Origin of the sequence: Microcoleus sp. D2_18a_D3 (assembly GCF_036702455.1) — a bacterium.
GTDB lineage: Bacteria > Cyanobacteriota > Cyanobacteriia > Cyanobacteriales > Microcoleaceae > Microcoleus.
Window position 1 is genome coordinate 38,883 of record NZ_JAUBTK010000003.1, and the last position, 24,407, is coordinate 63,289.

At 44.2% G+C, this 24,407-nt stretch carries 20 protein-coding genes; 12 read left to right on the top strand and 8 right to left on the bottom strand.

The features are described from left to right. Positions 1–171 precede the first annotated feature (171 nt). The 3 genes from acsF to QUB06_RS02570 all read left to right on the top strand — a co-directional run bounded on the left by acsF (position 172) and on the right by QUB06_RS02570 (position 3,681). Positions 172–1,248, top strand: coding sequence for a magnesium-protoporphyrin IX monomethyl ester (oxidative) cyclase (gene acsF, locus QUB06_RS02560; RefSeq protein ID WP_333154677.1), 1,077 nt, complete (start codon positions 172–174; stop codon positions 1,246–1,248). A 157-nt stretch (positions 1,249–1,405) separates the two neighbouring features. Then, positions 1,406–2,287 (top strand): hypothetical protein, encoded by an 882-nt coding sequence (locus tag QUB06_RS02565; protein ID WP_333433974.1) that lies wholly within the window; start codon positions 1,406–1,408, stop codon positions 2,285–2,287. A 14-nt stretch (positions 2,288–2,301) separates the two neighbouring features. Next, positions 2,302–3,681, top strand: coding sequence for a site-specific DNA-methyltransferase (locus QUB06_RS02570; RefSeq protein ID WP_333433975.1), 1,380 nt, complete (start codon positions 2,302–2,304; stop codon positions 3,679–3,681). A gap of 122 nt (positions 3,682–3,803) precedes the next feature. On the opposite strand, the gene QUB06_RS02575 is transcribed toward QUB06_RS02570, so the two are convergent. Beyond that, complete coding sequence (locus tag QUB06_RS02575) at positions 3,804–7,430, bottom strand: CHAT domain-containing protein (protein WP_333433976.1); 3,627 nt, start codon at positions 7,428–7,430, stop codon at positions 3,804–3,806. Positions 7,431–7,738: 308 nt separating this feature from the next. On the opposite strand from QUB06_RS02575, the gene QUB06_RS02580 reads away from it, so the two are divergent. Together QUB06_RS02580 and QUB06_RS02585 are read left to right on the top strand one after the other, a co-directional pair. Further along, a complete protein-coding gene (locus QUB06_RS02580; RefSeq protein WP_333433977.1) occupies positions 7,739–9,253 on the top strand; it encodes a phospholipid carrier-dependent glycosyltransferase in 1,515 nt (504 codons plus the stop codon). 182 nt (positions 9,254–9,435) lie between these two features. Further along, positions 9,436–9,732, top strand: a complete 297-nt coding sequence (locus QUB06_RS02585; RefSeq protein ID WP_333433978.1) for a hypothetical protein — start codon at positions 9,436–9,438, stop codon at positions 9,730–9,732. Here QUB06_RS02585 and trmB read toward each other — a convergent pair. From trmB to csaB, 4 genes are all read right to left on the bottom strand, one after another. After that, complete coding sequence (trmB, locus tag QUB06_RS02590; RefSeq protein ID WP_333433979.1) at positions 9,683–10,315, bottom strand: tRNA (guanosine(46)-N7)-methyltransferase TrmB; 633 nt, start codon at positions 10,313–10,315, stop codon at positions 9,683–9,685. The genes QUB06_RS02585 and trmB overlap by 50 nt on opposite strands. Positions 10,316–10,474: 159 nt before the next feature. Continuing rightward, a complete protein-coding gene (locus tag QUB06_RS02595; RefSeq protein ID WP_333433980.1) occupies positions 10,475–11,185 on the bottom strand; it encodes a Uma2 family endonuclease in 711 nt (236 codons plus the stop codon). A gap of 21 nt (positions 11,186–11,206) precedes the next feature. Further along, positions 11,207–11,980: a Uma2 family endonuclease gene (locus QUB06_RS02600; protein WP_333433981.1), complete on the bottom strand. Its 774-nt coding sequence runs from the start codon at positions 11,978–11,980 to the stop codon at positions 11,207–11,209. 22 nt (positions 11,981–12,002) lie between these two features. Continuing rightward, the gene (gene csaB, locus QUB06_RS02605) at positions 12,003–13,040 is read right to left on the bottom strand and encodes a polysaccharide pyruvyl transferase CsaB (protein WP_333433982.1); all 1,038 of its coding nucleotides are present in this window, start codon (positions 13,038–13,040) and stop codon (positions 12,003–12,005) included. Positions 13,041–13,307: 267 nt separating this feature from the next. Here csaB and QUB06_RS02610 point away from each other — a divergent pair, with 267 nt between their 5' ends. From QUB06_RS02610 to QUB06_RS02630, 5 genes are all read left to right on the top strand, one after another. Beyond that, entirely contained in the window at positions 13,308–13,619 is a 312-nt protein-coding gene (locus tag QUB06_RS02610; protein ID WP_333433983.1) for a DUF2499 domain-containing protein, read from the top strand. Positions 13,620–13,635: 16 nt separating this feature from the next. Next, positions 13,636–14,055, top strand: coding sequence for a lysozyme inhibitor LprI family protein (locus QUB06_RS02615; RefSeq protein WP_333433984.1), 420 nt, complete (start codon positions 13,636–13,638; stop codon positions 14,053–14,055). A gap of 189 nt (positions 14,056–14,244) precedes the next feature. Then, the gene (locus QUB06_RS02620; protein WP_333433985.1) at positions 14,245–16,905 is read left to right on the top strand and encodes a DNA polymerase III subunit alpha; all 2,661 of its coding nucleotides are present in this window, start codon (positions 14,245–14,247) and stop codon (positions 16,903–16,905) included. A 1-nt stretch (position 16,906) separates the two neighbouring features. After that, complete coding sequence (locus QUB06_RS02625; RefSeq protein WP_333433986.1) at positions 16,907–17,686, top strand: LAGLIDADG family homing endonuclease; 780 nt, start codon at positions 16,907–16,909, stop codon at positions 17,684–17,686. After that, complete coding sequence (locus QUB06_RS02630; RefSeq protein ID WP_333433987.1) at positions 17,679–19,337, top strand: helix-hairpin-helix domain-containing protein; 1,659 nt, start codon at positions 17,679–17,681, stop codon at positions 19,335–19,337. Before QUB06_RS02625 ends, QUB06_RS02630 begins: the two co-directional genes overlap by 8 nt. Here the strand turns inward: QUB06_RS02630 and QUB06_RS02635 are convergent. The 3 genes from QUB06_RS02635 to QUB06_RS02645 all read right to left on the bottom strand — a co-directional run bounded on the left by QUB06_RS02635 (position 19,314) and on the right by QUB06_RS02645 (position 23,013). After that, entirely contained in the window at positions 19,314–21,401 is a 2,088-nt protein-coding gene (locus QUB06_RS02635) for a serine/threonine-protein kinase (RefSeq protein ID WP_333433988.1), read from the bottom strand. The two genes, QUB06_RS02630 and QUB06_RS02635, sit on opposite strands and share 24 nt — an antisense overlap. 325 nt (positions 21,402–21,726) lie before the next feature. Continuing rightward, entirely contained in the window at positions 21,727–22,065 is a 339-nt protein-coding gene (locus tag QUB06_RS02640) for a DUF3593 domain-containing protein (RefSeq protein ID WP_333146651.1), read from the bottom strand. Positions 22,066–22,362: 297 nt separating this feature from the next. Continuing rightward, complete coding sequence (locus QUB06_RS02645) at positions 22,363–23,013, bottom strand: ATP-binding protein (protein ID WP_333433989.1); 651 nt, start codon at positions 23,011–23,013, stop codon at positions 22,363–22,365. Positions 23,014–23,183: 170 nt separating this feature from the next. Here QUB06_RS02645 and QUB06_RS02650 point away from each other — a divergent pair, with 170 nt between their 5' ends. After that, the gene (locus QUB06_RS02650) at positions 23,184–23,393 is read left to right on the top strand and encodes a hypothetical protein (RefSeq protein WP_333433990.1); all 210 of its coding nucleotides are present in this window, start codon (positions 23,184–23,186) and stop codon (positions 23,391–23,393) included. A gap of 205 nt (positions 23,394–23,598) precedes the next feature. Further along, complete coding sequence (locus QUB06_RS02655) at positions 23,599–24,342, top strand: pentapeptide repeat-containing protein (protein WP_333433991.1); 744 nt, start codon at positions 23,599–23,601, stop codon at positions 24,340–24,342. Positions 24,343–24,407 lie beyond the last annotated feature (65 nt).

A 24,407-nucleotide genomic window follows, 5' to 3' on the forward strand; every position in this document is an offset into this window, starting at 1 on the left:
AGCTTGGTAAACTGGAGGGCGTGGAAATTACAGCAGCTTAGACCTAGATTCCACACGGAGCGCCAAAGCAAGCGCGCCGCCAGCGCTGGCCGGACATACACGAGCGCGATCGCCCGCAGTACCCGACAATGGAAACAAGCGAGTAGTTATAAGCAGAAATCCAATAAAAATATGGTAGATTCCCTCAAAAAACCCACTTTTGAAGAACTGCGGCCGGGAGTGAAAGCCCCAGCCAAAGAAACTATTCTCACGCCGAGATTTTACACAACCGACTTTGACGAGATGGCCAAAATGGACATCTCGGTAAATGAAGCCGAACTAGAAGCAATTATCCAAGAGTTCCGCGTTGACTACAACAAAAACCACTTTGTGCGGGATGAGGAGTTCGCTCAATCTTGGGATCACATTGACGGCGAAAAACGCCAGTTGTTCATTGAGTTTCTAGAACGTTCATGCACCGCTGAGTTTTCTGGGTTCTTGCTTTACAAAGAATTGGGACGCAGGCTCAAAGACAAAAATCCAGTGCTCGCCGAGGGTTTCAACCTGATGTCGCGGGACGAAGCGCGGCACGCCGGATTCCTCAACAAAGCCCTCTCGGACTTTAATTTGTCCCTGGATTTGGGTTTCTTGACAAAGAGCCGGAGTTACACATTCTTTAAGCCGAAGTTTATTTTCTACGCGACTTACTTGTCTGAAAAGATCGGTTATTGGCGCTACATCACGATTTATCAGCACTTAAAAGCGCATCCTGAAGACCAGATTTATCCGATTTTCCGATTCTTTGAAAATTGGTGCCAAGATGAAAACCGCCACGGAGATTTCTTTGATGCGGTGATGAGAGCTCAGCCTCAGATGTTGAACGATTGGCGCGCTAAGCTTTGGTGCCGTTTCTTCTTGCTGTCAGTGTTCGCGACAATGTATCTCAATGATATCCAGCGCGCCGGTTTTTATCGATCGCTCGGACTCGATGCTCGCGAATACGACATCGAAGTGATTAAAAAGACCAACGAAACAGCAGGCCGCGTATTCCCCGTGATGCTGGACGTGAACAATCCTGAGTTTTACGAACGGCTGGATGTTTGCCTCAAGAACAATCAGCAGTTGACCGCAATTGTTGCTTCTAATACTCCGAAATTCTTGCAGTTCTTCCAAAAATTGCCTTTGTATCTGTCGAACGGCTGGCAATTAGTGAAGCTGTACTTCATGAAAACAATTGAATCACCTTCAGTACAGGGCGCTGTGCGTTAAGTTTTGATTTTTCATCCTCTGTGACGGCGGTTCTGCGACAAGCAGAACCGCTTTTTTTTGGATATAATGTTAGATTAGTTTTGAGGGGCGATCTAGTTTCAAATTCAATTGAGCGAAATTTATGAAGGAGTTAATTGTGAGATGAAGGGTGAGTAATATGATATCGGGAAGACGCAACTCTTTTGCAGACTACAAACCAGATGGACACAACTGGATAACTTTGATGACAGGAGAATACTATCCAGATATATTACAAGAGGCTTGCCAACTTTACGAACCAGTTTTAGTAATGTTTGGGCAATTACTCAGGACTTCTGAATCATCAGTGCGCCTATTTATACAGATTTCTGAGGTTCCTAGCACATGGATGCGAGTTCAACTTCTCAGGGTGTTTCGCAAGTATGTTAGCCCTGAGATTCCAGTTGAAATGCTCAGAAGGAAAAAAAAGACAGCGGATATTTGCAATCAGTTTGGATCTCGTTTTAGGTCTGTTCAAGAAGTTCAAGCTGCATACATGACTCGTCCAATTCCCGACGAGGCAATGTCAGCTTTGTTGTGGGAATACAAAAGTCGTGGCAACAAAGGATACGACCTAACTGAAAGATTTTTCTCCTTATTCCGCTTACACTTTCCCTACTTGGCAATCAGAGGGCCAGAGCGAGCAGGAAAAGATATCCTGATGGGAAATGTCTTCGTCAACTATCCCAACCCGAAACGTCCTGTTGATTTTGTGATTTACGATATTAATGAAAATGACTTGCTGGCAATAGGATTGGCAAGATATGATTCAGATAGAGGCGGTGCACAAGAAGACGACCGAACAGGTGGTTATCGTAGCTGCGCTGATGAAATCCTCAGTTATACACAAAATCATAACTTAAGAACTAAAGTAATTTTCCTGAATGATGGGCCTGGTCTCTTACTCGGATCGATGTGGGATGACTACGCAAATATTGAAAATAGCTGGCAAGATAAGATTATTGTATTGACACTGCGTATGGTTCCAGATCGGATTACAGTGGAATGGCTGCGTTCTTGAAAATAGGAGTGACAATGGCTACGGGTATTTCAAAAAAACAATCGCAGGGTGAAGCTGCATCTAATTTTAGTGAAAGCCAATTAAACAATAGCTTGGATGCGTGCTTTTCATATCCAGGAAAAGTGCCTGCAAGTGAAGTTTTAGACACTCATCAAGCTGAATGTGTAAAACTGTGGTCTAGCAATGAACAGCTAAGTCTGGCAAATGAAAACCGTCTTTACTATGGTGATAATTTACCAATTATAGCATCTTTACTTAAAGATAGTTCAGTAAAAGGTAAAGTAAGATTAATTTATATAGATCCGCCTTTTGCCACTAAAAGTGTGTTTCAATCACGTTCTCAGACTGAGGCTTATTCTGACTTATTAGGAGGGAACAGCTATATTGAATTTATTCGTCAGAGGTTGATACTCTTGAGAGAGTTATTAGCTGATGACGGCTCAATATATGTCCATCTTGATGATAAAATGGCCTTTTATATCAAGGTGATTATGGATGAAATTTTTGGTCAACGCAATTTTAGAAATTGGATTACTCGCAAAAAATGTAATCCAAAGAACTACACAAAAAAGACTTACGGCAATGTTTCAGATTTTATCCTGTTTTATAGTAAATCAGATACTTATGTCTGGAATCGTCCTGTTGAAGAATGGACAGATAAGCGCGCCAACAAAGAATATGAATACATTGAAAAGGAAACTGGACGGCGATATAAAAAGGTTCCGATTCATGCGCCTGGAGTGCGAAATGGCGAAACTGGAAAGTCTTGGCGAGGGATGAATCCGCCACCAGGAAAGCATTGGCAATTTCCACCTCAAACACTAGATGAAATGGATGCTAGAGGGGAAATATATTGGTCTGCAACAGGAAATCCCCGTCGCAAGATATATTTGGATAGCAGTAGCGGGATTCCCGTACAAGATATTTGGCTAGAGTTTCGCGATGCTCACAATCAGAATATTAAAATTACAGGTTATCCCACTGAGAAAAACCGTGATCTAGTTAGTAGAATTATTCGAGCTTCATCAAATCCTGATGATTTAGTGCTCGATTGCTTTGCCGGTTCGGGTACGACTTTGAGTGTTGCTTCGGAGTTTGGGAGGAGATGGATAGGAATTGATAATAGTTCTGAGGCGATCGCAACTACTTTGCGCCGTTTTGCTAAGGGTTGCGAACGGATGGGCGATTTTGTCAGCCAGCAAACATCCCTACACCAGAATCCATCGGATGACGAGTCTCGCCAATTATCGCTTTTTAACTTAGATGAATCTATATTTCAAGCTGAGTCTCCCTTAGAAAAAAGCGAGATGATTAATAACTTTGATCTTTATGCAACTGATTCGTTTGCTGGGGAACTAGAAAATATTGTGAGGCAATGGATAGAATGGCAGTAGCAGCGTACAAAAAAAAATCACAAAAAGCATTCTGCCAAATCGCAAAAATTTGCTCGACTATTACCATATAAGATTGATCAGCAATTAATCAAACTTGATATCATAACTGTTTTTCATAAAATTTATCGCCATTCCCCCTGAAGCGTAAAAGCCGCCCAATAATAAGGAGAACGCCACTCTTCCTGCTTCAACATTTCCAGTTGCGCCGCCCTCAATGCTGCCGCTGGCGTTAACCCTTTTTGCAGCATTCCCTGATAGAAACTCGACATTAACGTAGCTGTTCCTTCATCATCCACACTCCACAAACTCACCACAACTCGCTGAGCCCCCGCATACATAAATCCCCGCGTTAACCCTACCATGCCCTCGCCTTGAATGTTCTGCCCCATTCCGGTTTGACAGGCACTTAACACTACTAAATCTGCTGCTAATTTGAGATTGAAAATATCAGTAAGTCGCAGGAATCCGTTTAAGGGATTGCCCTTTTCGTCTACCAGTGACAAGATGATTCCTGATAGTTCCGGGTTAGTGCTATTCGCTAAACCGTGAGTGGCAAAATGAATGATTTTATATTGGCTTAAGTTCTGACTGGTTGCTGCGGCGCGGCTGGCTGCAAAATCCAAAGATTCGGTACGAGAATTGGCTGGTACTAATGCTTGAATGATTTGAGCTTCTTGGCGTGTAAATTTTAAACGGCTCAACTGTATGTTATTGGCGCGGCTAGAGCGGCTTAAACCGAGATTTACTGATTCGATTGCTTGGGGATTGCCGCTATTAGACTGGGTTCTGACTCGTTCATCCTTAGCGCTAAAAACTGGATCGGCGAGCATTGCTAAAGTCCGAGTTGGGGGTTGTCTGTCATTGTAGTTTTGTCTTAAGATTCCCAAGGTGGAAGCAGAAGGCAGCAGCACAATTTCATGGTCTACAATTAAAGGCGGATTCGGATTTCTACCTGGTGTTTCGGGGAGCGAGAGGGCGGCAAAGGGGAGGTAATTGAGAATGCCATCGCCAACAATCAGCAGGCGTTTTTGAGCGAGTTGTGCTGCTACGGGCTGTAAAATAATTTGACTGAGCGTGTTGTTAGCTTCAGCAACTCGATCGGGAATGTTGCGGTAGCGCGGGTTAGTCACAGCATTGCGGAAATTGCGGGCGGCTTTTTCGATGTCAACCTGTTTGGGCAATTCATAACTGGTGATGCTGGTTTTAGTCACAGCCCAGAGATAGCTACGATGTTTCCCTAAAGAATACTGGAGTAAAATGGTATTGTCATCGAGGATTTGTTGTTGAATCTGTGCAAGCGTTAGAGGTTGCGGTTGGGTGAGGGCGGCGTACCGGGGGCTGGTGGAGCGGATTTGGGCTTGAATGTCCTGATATTGTCCTAGTAAAGTTTGCCGTTTTTGGTCTAATTCTGCTTTTTCTGCGGGGGTATGATTGGGGCGGCTTATAGTTTCGATTCGCCGTGTTTCTAAGGCATCGAGTTGCTGTTGTAAATTGCGTTCTTGCTGCAATAATTCCGGGGCTACACCTTGGCGAATATCGGCGTTTGCTTCTTGAAGAAGTTCGAGAAGGCTGCGGGCGCGGGAACTTTCGCTGGCTTCTAAGGCTTTGCGATCGTAACCAGAGTTGGGATTGGTTTTGTGCAGTTCCATTAACAGGTCAATGTATAACTGGTAATAGTGTTGTACGGTGGCAAAGTATGATATGCGGAGCTCGTGGTTGGTAATTTTGGTGCGGAGGTTTTCGATGATTTTGATGGAGGTTTCAATGTCAGTGAGGGCTGCGATTAAATTGCCTCGATCGCCTTTGAGAATAGCCCTATTGTAGAGGGTGAGAGCTTCCCCAGGACGATCGCCCACAGTGCGAAACAGCGGCAGGGCTTGGTTGAAATATTCTTCTGCTTTCTCCAGTTTTCCCAATTCTGAGTAAGTATTACCTACATTGTTGAGGCTGTTGGCTTCTCCACGCCTATCGCCCGCTTTTTGTCTCAAATCGAGGGCTTGTTTGTAGTAGTCGAGGGCTGTTTGTTTTTCTCCCAAATCATAGTAGACTATGCCAATATTGTTGAGGATAGTGGCTTCCTTAGTCCGATCGCCCATAGCCCGGAATAAGGGAAGGGCTTGGTTAAGATACTCTTTTGCTTTCTGTTTTTCTCCCAAATCGTTGTAGGCTAAGCCGATGTTGTTGAGTGTGGTGGCTTCCGCAGTGCGATCGCCCAAAGATGTATCGCTGTTTGCGGGTAGGTTCGAGATGTTGCTGAGGTTGATACTTGCTTCAGGGCGATCGCCCATTTCCCGAATTAAGGAAAGGACTTGGTTATAGTAGTCGATGGCTTGCTGTTTTTCTCCCAAAGCATAGTAGAAGGCGCCGATATTGTTGAGGATGAGGGCTTGCATCTGGCGATCGCCTACAGTCTGAGACCCAGAAAGGGCTTGCTTGTAGTAGTTCAGGGCTTGCTGTCTTTCTCCTAATCTATTACTAATCAAGCCCATTATATTCAGCGTCTCAGCTTCCTTGTCCCGATTTCTAAGCATTTGATAAAGCGAACGCGCTGCATCAAACTTTTGCAATGCCTCCTGGTAAGATGCTGCTGTTTCCCGATCGAATAGTCGCCCAGCTTCCTCAACCAATCGCTCGGCTTCATCTGTTTTTTGATTTAATAGTTGTTTGTTTTTCTGAATTAATCGATCGGCTTCCCCATCCGGGATTTGATTTCTACTGAGATCCAGGGTGGTCAGATATACCAATCCCGCTAAAGGTTTGGCATCTGCGATTTGATTTCTACTGAGGTCTAGGGTGGTCAGATTTGTCAATCCCGCTAAAGGTTTGGCATCTGCGATTTGATTTCTACTGAGGTCTAGGGTGGGCAGATTTGTCAATCCCGCTAAAGGTTTGACATCTGCGATTTGATTGGATGCTAGGAAAAGCACTATCAGATTTGTCAATCCCGATAATGGTTTCAAATCTGCGATTTTATTGCCACTCAAATAAAGAAAATTCAACTCCGTCATTGTCGATAAAGGTGTCACATCTACAATTTGATTAGATGCGAGGGACAGCCCTGTTAGATTAGTCAATCCCGCTAAAGGTTTTACATCTATGATTTGATTAGCTTCGAGGAAAAGCTCTGTCAGATTAGTCAGTCCCGATAATGGTTTCACGTCTGAGATTTGATTGAATTTGAGGACGAGGGCTCTCAGATTAGTCAGTCCCGATAAGGGTTGCACATCTGTTATTTGATTTACACTGAGGTTGAGCCTTCTCAGATTGGTTAATTTTGATAATGGTTTGATATCGACTATTTGATTGTCAGCTAGGTAAAGTAGTGTGAGATTAGTCAGTCCCGATAATGGTTTCACGTCAGAGATTTGATTGGAAGTGAGGGTGAGAAATCTCAGATTAGTCAGTCCCGATAAGGGTTGCACATCTGTTATTTGATTTATACTGAGGTTGAGCTCTCTCAGATTGGTTAATTTTGATAATGGTTTGATATCGACTATTTGATTGCGAATTAGGGAAAGTTCTGTGAGATTAGTCAGGGTTTTTTGAGCGCGATCGCACTCTTGTGTTTTTGCTTTTGATAGCAACACCTCCACCGTATGTCTGGTTTCAGGGGGCAAATTCTCTTTGTTGGTACAGAAATCAGCAAAACTTTCAAATGTCTGGGGATTTGGCGCGGCCGCAGATCCCATCAGGATAGTCGCACCTACAGCTAACCCGCAACGCCCCCAAATCGAAAGTATGGGATTCATAAGCACTCGCTCAAAAAAGACATGATTAGCTGCTATCATAATCTATCGCACCTTGTGATGCACCCTTTTCCTTCCTGCTTGCCAATTAGATCGGGAGCATTTGGTGAAACAATAGTCGCTACTGCTTCTCGCTGCACTCTCCAAGCATTATTAGAAACCGGGTTTAAGAAACCGAGTTGTTCCAAAAAACCTGGTTTCCCCTAAAAAATTCGGTTTCGGCACAAGTCCTATTTTACGTTAGTCTCAACTCAGGAATTTTAAATTAGCGATCGCCCTCAAATCTAGCATCCACTATTTGCTGCTGTTTTATGAAAATCAACAAAAAACAATTTAACAGATCCACTTTTATTTTTTCCCTAGGAATGCTCGGCATTTTCCTCGTGTCCTTAAGTCTGCGCTTTTGGGAATTAGAGCGATTTAACACTTTAGTATTTGACGAGGTTTACTACGCTAAATTTGCCAACAATTATCTCACAAAAACTCCTTTTTTCAACGCTCACCCACCTCTTAGCCAGTACATAATTGCGATCGGCATTTGGATCGGCACTCACCTTCCCTTCGGACAAACAGCCGTCAACATTAGGGCTGGCTCCCTGCTTTCTCCTTGGGATTACCGCTGGCTGAATGCTCTCACAGGTTCCTTTATTCCCCTAGTTGTGGGAGCACTAGCTTATCAGCTAGTTCCGCGCCGCACCTTTGCTTTTATTGCTGCTTTATTTATCGCCTGCGACGGTTTGTTTTTAGTGGAGTCTCGCTACGCGCTGAACAACATTTATCTAGTTTTATTTGGAATTTTAGGTCAGTTATTTATTTTAAAATCCGTAGAAGCCCAAGGTAAAAAGCGCTGGATTTGGCTCGTACTCGCCGGAATAGGTTTCGGCGCATCTGCTGCTATCAAATGGAACGGATTGTGGTTTCTTTTCGGTACTTATCTAATTTTAATCTGTGCTTGGGCAGTTCGTTTGTTCCAGGGTAACAGAGGAAATGAAGAACAAAGCCGCGAGGTAGATTCACCTCTAATTCCTGCCGAAAGTCCCGTACAAAAACTGACTCAACTCAATTTTATAGAACTCTGCTTAAGTCTAGCTATTATTCCTATTCTAGTTTACAGCATCTCTTGGATTCCTCACCTGCACTTTAATCCAACTCCCAATTTCTGGCAGATGCAAACGGAAATTTTGACTTATCACCAGCGGATTAAAAGCGGCCCCGATGTACATCCTTACTGTTCCACATGGTACAGTTGGCCTTTGATGCTGCGCCCCATAGTTTACTTCTACAAAACTGCTAGCAGCAATGCCCAACCAGATCCGGAGTTGCCGCCGTTACCTGAAGGTGCAACTCAGGCAATTTTTGACGTTCACGCAATGGGAAATCCATTGCTTTGGTGGCTTTCAACCTTAGCTTTACTGCTAGTAATAGGAGTTTTAGTTCACCGGGTTTTGGTGTGGGTGCAAACGCGCAGCGAGGCTTCTGTTGACACGATAGAACAGCAGCGGCCGATTTTGTTTCCGCCGACTGCTGAAATGTGGCTGGGGTTATATTTAATAGTTAATTGGGCCGCTAATTTGCTGCCTTGGGTGAAGGTGACTCGCTGCATATTTTTGTACCATTATATGGGCTGTTCTGTGTTTGCAGCCTTAGCGCTTGCTTGGTGGACTGACAGGTGGCTGCACAGCCCTCAAACTCGACTCCGAGGGATGGGGGTAACAATTATTTTTCTGGTTTTGGGTGCTTTTATTTTCTGGATGCCTATCTATTTGGGACTGCCTTTGTCGCAAATTGAATGGAAAATTCGGATGTGGCTGCCATCTTGGGTTTAAGTTAAAAATAATTTTTTTATTAACGGGCAAGATGCCCGTTCCACAAGAAAATTAAGTTTTGTGGAACAGGCCGGAAAGCGGTTTCACAAGAAAATTAAGTTTTGTGGAACAGGCATCTTGCCTGTTCCTAACGGGCAAGATGCCCGTTCCACAAGAAAATTAAGTTTTGTGGAACAGGCATCTTGCCTGTTCCTAACGGACAAGATGCCCGTTCCACAAGAAAATTAAGTTTTGTGGAAAAGGCCGGAAAGCGGTTTCACAAGAAAATTAAGTTTTGTGGAACAGGCATCTTGCCTGTTCCTAACGGGCAAGATGCCCGTTCCACAAGAAAATTAAGTTTTGTGGAACAGGCATCTTGCCTGTTCCTAACCAAGGTGCAAGATGTAAGTTATAACATTTATGACAAAGGTGAGTTTGCAAAAGCGAGCATTATTTTTGATAGAGTGCTCGATAAACTGGTTCGCCCCGTTTCAAAGTAGCAATTTCTCTTTCAGTAGCCACAGGTAGGGGATTTTCTGCTAGCCAGTTGTCGCCGTTTTGACGTTTAAAACTGGGGTTAGATGAAAAGCGATCGCACATTTCTCTTTCTACTTCCTCAATATCTGACTGAATAAAAACTTCGCCGCCAATTGCCAGATAAATTGCCAATTCATTAACTAATTCCTGCTGCACTACCCGCCGTTTGTGGTGCTTTTTCTTGAACCACGGATCGGGAAATTGAATGCTAACTCGCTGCAAAATACCTGCGGGTAAAGTTTCTAAAATGGGCTTCAGAGAACTATTCGCATTGCAAAACAAATAATGCAAATTTGTCAAGCCTTTTTCGTCCCGCCACAGATTCGCCTCTTCTACCAGAGGTTCCCGAATTTCTAAGCCGAGAAAGTTCCAGTCTGTTTGGATTTGCGCCATGTGCCACAAAAACCGTCCTCTGCCGCAGCCGATATCTAAATGCAGCGGTAAATTTAAGTCGGCATAGATTTTAGTCCAATCCGGGGGACTTGCAGATGCTTGATATCTAATTGATAGGGGATTGACGTGTTCCCGCACTCTTACTCTGGCCAATTTTGCTGTCTCCTGAATGTAATTTTTAACCGCAGATGAATGCAGATGAACGTGGATTAACGCAGATAAATATTGATTTTTGCGATGTTGTTCCCTACTTTTTAATTAATGAGCAATCTTAAATTGCAGAGTGACAATTTTAAATTGCTCATTATTGCATTAGGCCTCTGGTTCGAGGCCTGCTGCTCTTAATTGTGCAGCTAGTCGATCGGCCCGCTGCCGCTCCCTTTCTACCATCTCTGCTCCCCACAATAACATCTCTCCGCTCTCATCCCACCAGCGCAACCAATATCCGGTTCTTTCGGCTTTTGTACCCTGCCAAATACCTAGAAATAACCCAATTCCTTCAATCCAATAACGACCGTTTAAATCTGGTTTCTGTATTTGATAATCTCCTGATGAATCCAACTGGTAGACTTCTAACACTCCTGTGGCTGGCTCAAAAAGTGCATAAATTGGTACTCGCAATACTTGTCTATAAAAAAACCATTTCCCCGGTGGATAAGTTGGCTTGTTAGAATATTCATCGTAGGAAGTAGTTGACAAGAACTCCATGACGAATGCCGGAATTTCTCCTTCTAAGTTCGGAGTGTAACTGCGGCGGATTTCTTGACTAGAAAGCGGCTGTACGTTGGGAACATAAAACAAATCGGGAGCTTTGATAACTAGCTTATTATCTAAGGTGGCACAAATCCCCATATTAGGGGCAACTAATGTTCCCTCCAAAATTAGCCCCGCGATTTCTAAGATTTCTCGCAAGGCGGCAGCGAGTAAGGGTTGGTCGATATTTTGCAGAGGTTGCTCCTCTAAAATGAAATCATCTGGTAATTTTTCCCAGATAATTTTCAAGTCGGTTGTACGGACTGTCACGGTATTTTACCTCTTATTGTTTTAGGCTTCAGGTTCAATGCCTGCTGCTCTTAATTGTGCGGCCAATCTTTGCGATCGTTCTCGTTCTTGTTCGGCCCGTTCTCGTTCTTGTTCGGCTTGCTGTTGAGCGATTACTCTTTCTTGCCTTTCTCTTTCTACCATTTCTGCACCCCACAATAACATCTGGCCGCTTTCATCCCACCACCGCAACCAATATCCCGTTCTTTCGGCTTTTGTTCCCTGCCAAACCCCCAGAAATAACCCAACTCCTGCAATCCAATAACGGCCGTTTAAATCTGGTGGTTGTACTTCATACTTTCCTGATGAACCCAACTGGTAGACTTCTAACACTCCGGCGGATGGTTCAAAAAGTGCATAGACTGGCACTCGCAATATTTGCTCGTAAAAATACCATTTTCCGGGGGGATAAGTTTTTTTGCTAGAATATTCTTCGTTGGCAGTAGCTGATAAAAATTCCATGACTATCGCCGGAATGTCTCCTTCTAAATTGGGAGTGTAACTGCGACGAATTTCTTGACTAGAAAGCGGCTGTACGTTGCGGGCATAAAACCAATCTGGAGCTTTGATAACTAGCTTGCTATCTACTGTGGCACAAATGCCCATATTTGGAGCAATTAATATTCCTGCTTCTATTAGCCCCGCGATTTCTAAGATTTCTCGCAAGGCGGCAGCGAGTAAGGGCTGGTCGATATTTTGCAGAGGTTCCTCGTCTAAAATGAAATCGTCTGGCAATTTTTCCCAGGTAATTTTTAAGTGGGCTGTACTGACTGTCATTGTATTTCACCTCTGAATGAGATTACTGGAGTGCGGCTCGTAATACTTCGCGATGAAAGAGCGATCGCTCTACTATGAATTTTATCCGGTCTGGAGATAAGGCGTCGCCGTTGGCATAGTGTTCAATCCAGGTTTTGCTGATTAAATAAGGATCGTCTGGCAATTCTGATAATAAGTATCCTGGCATTTCTAGCTCTTCCATTAACTGGCTGACTTTCGGATCGTAGCTGAGGGCAAAACAGCGGCATTCTTCGGATGCTGCCATAATTAAACTGTGGTAGCGCATCCCGATCGCCATTTCGACTCCCCGGAACACTCCTTTCAATTTTCTCGGATCGTCTAAACTGAGGATGCGGCTCGTTTTCGGCAGGGCTTCGTGCAAATGTTGGGCAATTTCTAAGTCGTGAGACGCTTGAAAAGGCAGCAGCAAAATTAAGGTGCGAGTTGCTTTTTGAAAGTCAACTAAAGCTTGAGTTAAGATTGACAAACGGGCGGGAGTTAGTGTAGAATGAGAACGCAAACAAACAGCAACTCTGGGCGCAGGTAAATCCCACAAACCTGACACGGGAGAATTCTCCAAAGCCCACACAGGATCAGGCGCTAAAGTAAAGGGAATTTGCCAATCTGCAAGTAAAGTAGCTGAACCTTTATCCCGCACGCTGACGCCGGTGCATCCCGCAAAACAGCGCTGAGATAACTTGCGAGTCATTTCGCGCTTCAAAGGCCCAATTCCCTGGGCCCAGGCAACAGTTTTTAAGCCCATCCGCTGCGCTAATCCCATCAAACCCCCATAATAGAAAGGGCTCGCAATGCTAGTAGCGTCTTGGATTAAACTACCGCCGCCCCAAATTAGCGCGTCGGAGGTGCGGAGTGCTTCGAGAACTTGGAACGCATTCATGCGATCGCGCGCAGCTACCCCGTACCGCTGATTTGTCTCGACAGGATTGCCAGACAGGACGATCGGCGTCACCCCATCTGGTAACATTTGCAGTAGCGATGCCAACAGCGCCTCGTCGCCGCCGTTGCCTTTACCGTAATAGCCGCACAAAATTGCTCGCATTTCTACTCTTTTCTTTGTTTGTGATGGGGAATCTAACTATTTTAGATTTTAGATTTTAGATTTTTTTGATATTTGAGATTTGATCCTACTACCAAAAAAATGCTACTGTCAGCAAGCTTCAAGGCTTTACGTCATCAGTCAGCTCAAATCGCAAATCTCATAAAATCTCAAATCGCTAATCTAAAATTGTATGACGCATCATACTTTATATGACACTTTCGTAAGTCCCGATAGATAAATCTTTCATCTTCGTTCACAATACAAAAAATGCACGCTTTGTCAATTCCCACCTGGATTATTCACATCTCTAGCGTCGTCGAGTGGATTGCCGCCATCTGGTTAATTTGGACTTACGGCGAAGTCACTCAAAACCGAGCTTGGTGGGCCCTTTCCGCCGCAATGCTGCCCGCTCTCGTCAGCGCTATGTGTGCCTGTACATGGCACTATTTTGACAACTCTCCGGCCCTAGAATGGATCGTTACCCTGCAAGCGGGGATGACTCTCATCGGCAATTTTACTCTGTGGGCGGCGGCTTGGTGGATTTGGCGATCGGCTCAACCCGAAAAAATTAAAGATTGAAAAAGAGGTAAATATTTTGAAAAAAATCACTATTTGGGTCAAATTAGCCGCGAGTTCGCTGTTGTTAACAGCCGGATTTTTGCTTCCCAGTAAAGCCAACAACACTTCCTTACAACTCGCCCAACAGCCTAACTGCAAAAGTCCTCAAACTACACAGGAGCAGAATGCGTGTTCCAGTCAAGAGTTTAAGGCAGCAGACAGAAAACTCAATCAACTATATCAGCAACTTCAGCCGAAACTCAACAGCAAACAAAAGCAAAGATTGATAGTATCACAGCGTAGTTGGCTCAAGTTTAGAGATGAATCTTGCAATTATGAAATGGGGCAGTTTGAAGGTGGAACTTTGGCTGCTTCTACCTACGGTTATTGCAGAGCAAGGGTGACACAAGAACGGGTTAAAGATTTGGAGCGTTATTTGCAACAAGCAAATTTGTAAAAGTTCGATCGCGAGCGAGAATAATTTACCCATTCAATCATCAATACCGCAACAACCTCATCTTTTGCGCTTCTAGAAGCCCCTGCACAAACCAGCTCAAGAGGGATATAAAGCTTTGTTTTTTATTTTACGCTTTGACACGCCAATGGTGTAGAATCTAAATTCTCAAATCTTATATTTTAAATCCCTATGTCTTTCGTTGGTTTGCACATTCACAGCGATTATAGCTTACTAGATGGGGCTTCTCAGCTACAACAGCTCGCAGAACGGGCGGTGGAATTGGGGATGCCCGCGATCGCCCTTACAGACCACGGGGTGATGTACGGCGCGATCGAGCTAATCAAAGTTTGCCGAAATAAAAATATTAAGCCGATTATTGGCAACGAAATGTATGTCGTCAACGGCGACATTGAAGTAAAAGTTAGAGGTAGAAGAAAATACCATCAAGTGGTTTTAGCTAAAAATACCCAAGGTTATAAAAACCTCGTCAAACTAACCACAATTTCCCACTTAAAGGGAATGCCTGAAAGAGGTATTTTTGCCCGACCTTGCATCAATAAGGAACTGCTAAAACAATACTCCGAAGGTTTAATTGTCACCAGTGCTTGTTTGGGTGGCGAAGTTCCCCAAATGATTCTGCAAAACAAGCTAGATGCTGCCCGTGAAGTAGCCACATGGTATAAAGAAGTATTTGGGGAAGATTACTATATAGAAATTCAAGACCACGGTTCCCCGGAAGACCGGATTGTTAATGTTGAAATCGTCAAAATTGCCCGCGAACTCAAGATTAAGATAATTGCCACCAATGATTCTCACTATATTTCCTGCAACGACGTAGAAGCACACGATGCTTTACTCTGCATTAACACCAACAAACTGATTGAAGAAGACAAGCGGATGCGCTACAGCGGCACTGAGTATCTTAAGTCTGCGGAGGAGATGGCGCAACTGTTTCGAGACCATTTGGATGATGAAACAATCAAAGAGGCGATCGAAAATACTCTAGAGGTCGCAAATAAAGTATCGAGATACGAGCTCACAGGAGAAGCTCGAATTCCCACAATTCCTATTCCCCCAGAACATACAGCCGATACTTATGTAGAAGAAATATCCTGGCTGGGACTCTTAGAACGCCTCAAAGCCCGCACCCGAAATGAAATCCCCCCCGTCTACAAACAAAGACTAGAATACGAACTGAAAATGCTTCAGCAGATGGGCTTTTCGGAATACTTTTTAGTAGTTTGGGACTACATAAAATATGCTAGAGACAACGATATTCCAGTAGGGCCAGGACGCGGTTCTGCCGCAGGTTCTCTAGTTGCCTATGTCCTCAAAATCACCAATATAGACCCCGTACACCACGGACTACTATTCGAGCGATTTCTCAATCCCGAACGCAAATCCATGCCAGATATTGATAGCGATTTCTGCATAGAAAGGCGGGACGACATGATTAAATACGTTACTGAAAAATATGGTAGCGACCGCGTAGCGCAAATTATTACTTTCAATAGAATGACATCAAAAGCGGTCTTGAAAGATGTTGCCAGAGTGTTAGGCATTCCCTACAAAAAAGCCGACGAAATGGCAAAATTAATTCCCGTATCGCGTGGAAAACCGGAAAAACTTAAAGTGATGATTTCCGATGATACACCTGCACAAGAATTTAAAGAAAACTATGAAAAAGCTATTTGCATTAATGAAGAAACAGGTACAGAAGTCCCCGTTCGTCAGTGGATTGACATGGCAATTCGCATTGAAGGAACTAACAAAACCTATGGCGTTCACGCCGCAGGTGTGGTAATTTCTTCAGAGCCCTTGGATGAAATTGTACCGCTGCAAAAGAATAATGAGGGTGCTGTAATTACCCAATATTTCATGGAAGATTTGGAATTTCTGGGTCTGCTGAAAATGGACTTTTTGGGATTGAAAAATTTAACAACCCTACAGAAAACAGTTGATTATATTAAGCACACCCAAAATCAAATTGTCGATCCAGAAATGCTACCTTCTGATATAGAGCGCAGAGCTCAAGAGACTTTTGGCAGAATCAAAAAGTTACCTGATGATGTAGATAAAACTTATAGACTTTTAGAAAGAGGAGATTTAGAAGGTATTTTTCAGCTAGAATCCTCTGGAATGCTGGATGTAGTGAAAAAACTCAAACCTTCCTGTCTCGATGATATTTCTTCTATTTTGGCACTTTACCGACCTGGGCCGCTGGATGCAGGTTTGATTCCTCAGTTTATTGACTGCAAGCACGGTAAAACAGTTGAGTACGATCATCCGCTATTAGAACCGATTTTAAAAGAGACTTACGGAACGCTTTGCTTTCAAGAGCAAATTATGCGGATGGCTCAAGATTTGGCAGGCTATTCTTTGGGGCAAGCTGACTTGCTTCGGCGCGCAATGGGCAAGAAGAAAGCTGATGAAATGCAGAAGCAAAAAGAAACGTTTATCGACGGCGCAACTAAGAATGGAGTCAGTCAAAGAATTGCTGAAAAGTTGTTCGCGCAGATGCTACAATTCGCTGAATACTGCTTGAGCTATGACACGAAGATATTGACGGTGGAATATGGGCCGATGGCTATTGGCAAAATCGTTGAGGAAAAAATTGAATGTACTGTTTATAGTGTTGATAGCAACGGTTATATTTATACACAGTCAATTGCACAGTGGCATCGCCGTGGGCAGCAGGAGGTCTTTGAGTATTGCCTGGAAGATGGCTCGATAATTCGCGCCACAAAAGATCACAAGTTTATGACTGTTGGCGGTCAAATGCTGCCCATTGACGAAATCTTTGAACAAGGATTAGACTTAAAACAAATCAACTCTAGCTCAGATATATAAAATGTATCTCGACTATAGGCAGCTAAAATCGGAACACAAGGATCAAATCATTTCTGCTTTTAATCAGGGCATGGAGTGTCGAGACATTCCTAACTACCTTGGTGTGAGCGAGAGAGCAGTTTCAAGGGTTTTAAAAGAAGCGGAGATTAATACTAAGCGGCGAAACCGCTATACTTTAAATGAGAGCTATTTTGATGTAATTGACTCTCAAGCTAAAGCTTATTTGTTAGGATTGATAGCTGCTGATGGCTGCGTTACTCAAACTAATTATGTAGCTTTTGAATCTATTGACAAAGAACTCACAGAAATGCTCAGCATAGAGCTACAATACTCTGGTGAGATTAGAATTGTTCAGCCTCAAAATTATGCTCCTCACTACCGAATAAATTTTTCTTCTGAAAAGCTGGCAAGCTCTTTACAGGGCTACGGCATCATAACAGGAAGAACTTTTTCGGAAGTTACCTATTTCCCTAACTTAAAATATTTAGGGTCTTATGTGTTAGGCTATTTTGACGGTGACGGTTGTGCTTATGCAAACAAAGGTAGAAGTGGCGGTTTAGTCTGCATTGTTGGTTCCTTTGAATTTGCCCGCGAACTAGCAATGCACCTAGGGATGGGTTCTGTACAAGAGCATCAATTAAAAAAAGTTTATTATTGGAGAATCTTTAGTCGAAAAAATATACAAGCATTCTATGATTTTGTGTATCAATATCCCCGCTTGGGATTGCAACGAAAGAAAACTAAAATAGAGGCTATTCTCAGGAGTTACAAACATGGTTAAAATTATTAGTCGAAAATCACTAGGAACTCACGAAGTCTATGACATAGGCGTTGAACGAGAACATAACTTTATCCTAGAAAATAGTTTGGTGGCATCTAACTGTTTTAATAAATCCCATTCAATGGCCTATGCCTATATCACTTATCAAACGGCATATTTAAAGGCGAATTATCCTCTAGAATACATGGCTGCACTGCTGACTGCTAACAGGGGCGATCAGGATAAAGTACAGAAATATATTGCCAATTGTCTCAAGCTGGGTATTGAGGTTGAGCCGCCAGATGTTAATAGCTCGGAACTTACTTTTACACCGCTGCCCAAACTGATGACTGGCTCTGCAAAAGATAAAATTTTGTTTGGGATTTCTGCTGTTAAAAATGTGGGAGAAGCGGCAATTGAAAATATTTTGGCGGCGCGGCAGGAAGGGGGTAAGTTTAAATCGTTGGCTGATTTGTGCGATCGCGTAAATCTCCATTCTGTTAACCGCCGCGCTTTAGAAGCATTAATTCAATGCGGTGCTTTTGACAAAATTGAAAATAACCGCAAGCAATTAGTAAACGACCTAGAAGGAGTGATGAAATGGGCCGGGGAGCGCAAAAGAGACCGAGAAAGCGGCCAAGGTAATCTCTTTGATTTGTTAGGTGCGAATAGCTTTGGCAAGTCAGTCAATACCTATGAGTCTGCACCTAAATCTAAATTGGTACAAGATTATGACCAACAGGAGAAATTGCGTTTAGAAAAAGAATTGCTGGGCTTTTATGTATCAGAACATCCCCTAAAGTTTCTCATGCAAGTAAACCCAGACCCCGATGTAGTGACTCTCGAACAGTTAGCAGATAAAAAGGGGAAAGTATCAGTTATTGTCATGCTCAGCGCTATCAAAATGGTAGTGACCAAAAAAGGCGATGCGATGGCTATTTTGCAGTTAGAAGATTTGACACATCAAATAAAAGCTGTGGTGTTCCCCAAGGCTTACGAACAAGTGAAACCTTACATTGTAGAGAATGCGATCTTACTGATTAGTGGAAAAATCGAGAAAGATGGGGAGGAAATTCAGATAATTGTAGACACTGCAAAGCCGGTTGAAACAGTACAGGTTGAAGAGGAAATCGAGAGGGTTCAACCGGAAACACCAAACTCTTGGCCGACGGAACCGGAAACACAAAACTCTTGGGCGGCGCAACCGGAAACACAAAATTCTTGGGGGGCGCAACCGGTCAACATTGTACGATCGACAAAACCTGTCGAAGTTTTAGAAATGGTGATTGTCAAGCTGACACCGCAGCAAGTACAAGACGGCAAAAAACTCAATTCCCTCAAAGCTATTTTGCAAGAACTTTCCAATCGTGGAGAAGGTGCTAGCGTTTCTGTGGGAGGAATTGTTGTCGGTGAATATTCCTGTCAACCCCTTCGTATTAACCCTCAATTGTGGGTGCAAGATGGCGAGGGAACTGTTAGCCGTCTTAAGTCGGCTGGATTTGATGCTTGGGTTTTTCCTCTAGACAATCGCGGGGATGCTGCGGTGTTTCGAGAAATGCGATCGCAACTTAATGTACATTCTTGGGCCAGTCGCTTACTTGACACTAACACCGATCGCCTTCACCAGTATCTCAATTATCTCGCCCAACTAAACAGACGCCCGCCAAATTAACACTTCGCCACCATCCGCACCGGTGACTAAAGTTTGACCGTCAGGACTAAAAGCCACCGGATTGCACCCAGCAACAGAGCACAAACATTCTCCTGTTTCCAGGTTCCAGAGTTTAACCGTACCGTCTCGACTGCCGCTAGCCATAGTTTCGCGATCTGGACTAATCGCCACCGAAATCACCGCATCAGAATGCCCCCTCAAAGTATTAATCAATTCCCCTGTATCGGCATTCCACAATTTAACAGTAGCATCGGCACTTCCACTGACAATCGTTTTTCCGTCTTGACTAAATGCGATCGCATAAACCCAATCTGAATGACCGACAAAAGTCCGTATACTCTCCCCAATACCTACCAGCCACATCTTGATAGTTTTGTCAGCACTGCCGCTGGCAAGCATCATACTTTGAGGGCGAAAACTAACAGATAAAACCTTATCAGAATGTCCCGAAAGTTTTTGAACCAATTCTCCGTTGCGCTGGTTCCACAATTTAATACTCTGGTCGCCGCTGGCACTCGCAATCGCTCCAGAGTCGCAACTAAAAGCCACCGAGTAGACGGGACCGTAGCGGTGACTGTACGGCGAACCAAAATCGCTATAAAATTCGCGAATCATCGCCTTTTTATCCAGCTTCCACTCAATAACTTTTCTGTCAAAACTGCCGCTAACTAGCATTCTCCCGTCTGGGCTGATTGCCACAGCATCAACCGTTGCGGAATGGCCGAAAAAAGTATGGATGAATTCACCTGTTTGCAGGTTCCACAGCTTAATTGTTTTATCGTCGCTGGCGCTCGCGAGAATATTGCCTTGAGGATTAATAACCACAGCATTAACCGGGGCGGAATGGCCTTGGAGAATGCGATCGCACCGCCAGTTATTAGACGAGAATAATCTCGGATTGCCAGCGGATGGCACAACATGAATCTTCTGGGGCGGCGCGGCCGAGACGGCGGTTGCTGTATTGGGCTGCGAGTTAGTTACTGGCGAATTAATAGCTATTTTTGTGGGCGAATTATAACTGATTTGAGAGCGGGGATATTGCCCAACATTTACCAAATCTTGCAACACTTCAGCAGCGGATTGATATCGCTCTCTTACCGAATCTTTGAGCAATTTATTCAAAATAGTTGCTAATTTTTGGCTGACTTTTATGCCTTTTTGTGCCAAGTGCGATCGCCAAATCCATTTGCATTCCAAAGCATCGAACAAATCCTTCAATACCGCCCCAGTTAGCAGGTGAATGCAGGTAACGCCCAAACTGTAAAGGTCGCTCGCCGGATACGCCTTGCCACTGCGAATTTGTTCAATGGGCGCATAGCCAGCAGTTCCAGTTATCGTCCCAGTTTGCGCCTCCGAAAGGCCGGTAATGTGCTTAGCAACTCCAAAATCTACTAGCACAAACTGACCCCCCCTGGCATTCCCCTGTACAGCAGGAGATTCAGCGACAATTTGCCCTTTCATGCCACCAGAAGATTGAGTTAAATTTGCCCCTCCTTTTCCTTTACTAGGAGTCGAGCTGGGATATCCCGCCACCCACAAAGTTTGGGAATTTCTCCGCACAATATTTTCCGGCTTAATATCGCGATGAATCACCTGCTGCTCGTGAACAAATTGCAAAACAGGCAACAAATTGATCAACAATTCCCAAATCTGTTCCTCGCTAAAAGCTCCCCGCTGCTGCAACTCCTGAAACAAATTATTTCCCTCGATTAACTCTTCCACAAGATACAGACGTTTGGCTTGTTCAAAAGAAGCCAGCAAACTTGGAATTTGCGGGTGTTCTCCGAGTTCGTGCAGTCGGTGAGCTTCTTGTTTGAACAGTGCAGTTGCCTTTTCTAATTCAGCTTTTTCTTGAACTTGGGGGAAAAATTGTTTGATGGCGCAGGGAGTTTTCAACCTATCTTCATCGACAGCTAAAAAAGTTCTGCCAAATGTTCCTTCACCGATAGGTTGAAGGGCGCGGTAACGCTCTTTCAGTAGCAATTTAGAGCCGCACGCCAGACAAAAATTGGTTGAGTCAGCATTCTGCGGCTTTTGGCAATGGGGATTGAGGCAATAGCTCATCTTTTTTCCGGCCTGGAGATTCCCACCACAGCTAAACTTAGCAACATGGTAGTCTGTTTCCACTCACGCCCAGAGCACCATTCTCGATAATACCTGAGAAACTCGCTTTCTTGACCCAAAATCTCGGCTCTCAAGTTGAGCCCGTGGCAAGAAACCAAGGTGAGGACACTAGAAGTGCTTGATGTGAGTTTCCATATATTCTAATGCTTTCCTCAAATTTTGCAGGTTGGCGGCTCACAAACTGGTATGTCAACAGTTAACTGGTAATTGCAGCTATTCGGGAGCATTTCTGCCCAGAGCAAATACAAAGCTGAGACGATCCCGGCTATTCTCCCCCGTCTAAAAGACCCTCTGGCTCCTCACCGCCCTTCTGTGAGGATGCTTTGGCTTTAATCACTGCTTCTCTAAAGCCTAAAACTAATAAAATATTGGCAAGTGTCAAGAATAGTTCCGCAGAACCGTGCAGCCAATCGACATTTGCTAGTGACTCGTTGTAGGCCACTTTTGCGTAAATTGCTGCGGGAATCGTCACCGCTACAAAAACGAGAGTCCCGTAAAATCCCATCAGAGCTAAACGGGGTGTTTTTCCCGATCTAGTCAAAAACCAGAGAAATCCCAAGTAGGGAAATAGAGACAGAACAAATAAAGTTTCTTTTGAAATCATTAGTAATGGGTGAGCGACCAGATACTATGATAAATTAAAATATCAAAAATTAGTGTGAATAATTTTTAACTTTTGATATTTAGTTTTTACTATTTAATTAGACAGATGCAGCCGTTTCTACCGAACCGCTATAGAGTCACCCAAGACCATAGCTCTTAACCCAAGCCGCAGCAGTTTGGCAGTATTCAACACCCCTTACCCACGCGGTGACCAAACCCGTAACTTTTCCCCTAACACCGTTTTTAGCATAACACATTTTTCACCCCGCCCGTCTGTTAATTGTCCATCACTCCCAAGCTAGCCAGCAATTAGAAATAGAGACGGTTCCAAAGTTTTCTGTCTGCTAGGCATCAAGCAAGCATCGTTCAAAACCTCTAAATTCAAGCCGTTATTTCTATCTGCTGCCAGAATTTCATTCAGCTTAGCATCAAAATCAAAACACGGGCCGCAATCCCAAACTTTGAGTTCCAACCGTCCCTTAAACACCCTAATTTCTAGTTGAACAGGAGTTTCTACTGGCAAATTTTTGTGAGCGTGGCGAACTGCATTAGTGAAACTTTCAGCCAACGCCAACTGAAAGTTCCACCAAACTTCATTGGGGAGCGATAAACCTTTCAACTGCTCAAACCACAACAAAACTTGAGTTAAAGCATTGACATCTGTTTTGACTTGCAGGCTAATATGTTGAACACAAGTTTCATGCAGTTCTTCTTCCTGCTCTGTTTCAGTCTGCCAATCCCAGGTGTTTAATAAATTCATTAACCCATCTAAAACGCTAGCCTTTTTTATATTTTGGGATCGATCGCGATTTTCTACTTCGTAAGTTTTGCTCAGCGACAAACAGTTTCGATTGTCGAGAGTCCGCGTGTAACTGAGTTCGTCTGCAATCTGCCACATGAGTTTGAGCCCCCTGCCGCCTTCTGCAAGTCGATCTATGCTGTTAGACATCTATTTTCCTCGTTTGAAAGTATTAGCTGTACTCAATTCTCCCACCCGCCGAGACACGTGGTATTTTTTTTATACTTGCTTGCTCGGTATTATTTCGGGGATCACACAAAAATGCTATCTTTTTTATAGAAAGCAGCGCATCAGCAATATGTCTTAAGAGTCTAAGCCAATTGGCTTATTTACCTATCGCCTGTACGGAGAACGATCGCCCTGTGCAGCTAAATCCGACTCCATCGATTACAAATACTGATCCGCTGTCGGAGTCAGCCACTTGTTCCAGCCGTCGCAAGCTCCCGAATCCCTGGTATTCAGGGCATCCGGCCGTTGGCCGCTCGCTGCAAAGAAGCCTTGAGGTGCGCGCTTTCATCCCCAAGGCCTAAGTAATATCCGTGAGGGCGATCGAACCTTACACCGTCGAGTCACGTCCATCCACTAGACTAGGACTTACGCAAACAACCCAGTTTCTGCTTAGAATATTGGGTTTGGCAGCGAGGAATGAACGAGGAAACCGGGTTTTTGGGCCCGCGCGCGTAAGTCCAGCAGACAAATCGGTGATGAAAGGCAGTTAGAGGACTTACCCAGACTATGACCAAAATCCAACTGAAAATTCTGACTGCAGCGATAATGCTACTCCCATTTTGCGCCGCACTTCCCTTACAAGCTCAAAATCTGTCTCTAGTCAAGCGGCTGCTAGAAACCAGAGGATGTCCCGGATGCGACTTATTTGGCGCTTCGTTGAGCCGTGCAGATTTGTTTGGCGCTTCCTTGAGCCGCGCAACTCTCAGCAGGGCCGACTTAGTTGATGCCGACTTGACTGCGGCTGACTTAATGGAAGCTAATTTAAACAACGCCAACATGAGAAACGCCTTTTTGGCTGACGCCGACCTCAGCAAAGCCGACATGAGCAGGGCAGACATCAGGGGAGCCAACTTAGAAAATGCCAACCTCAGCGAGAGTTTTCTTCGAGAAGCATCCCTCCAGTTGGCTAATTTAAAATGCAGTAATTTGAGCGCCGCTAAACTAAGTAGAACCGACCTGAGAGTTGCCGATTTAAGCGGCGCAAATCTCCGCGGTGCAGACCTCCAAGAAGCCGATTTAAGCGGTGCAAATCTCCGCGGTGCAGACCTCAGAGCGGCCGACTTGACCGATGCGAGATTGAGCAAAGCTAATCTCACAGATGCCAATCTCTGCGGCGCCCGGATGCCGGATCGCAAAATATCTCGGCGAGGCTGCGGAGTTAAGAAAGAACAAGCTATAAGCACGAACAATTACTGCAATTATTGCTATGCCTTGAATGACTGGTGGCTGGATGTATTAAGGTTTTACTAAGCGGTATCATCGCCATAAATGCTCCGCTTTAGATATGTACTGTTAGAAGTGCAAGCAGGCGGTAC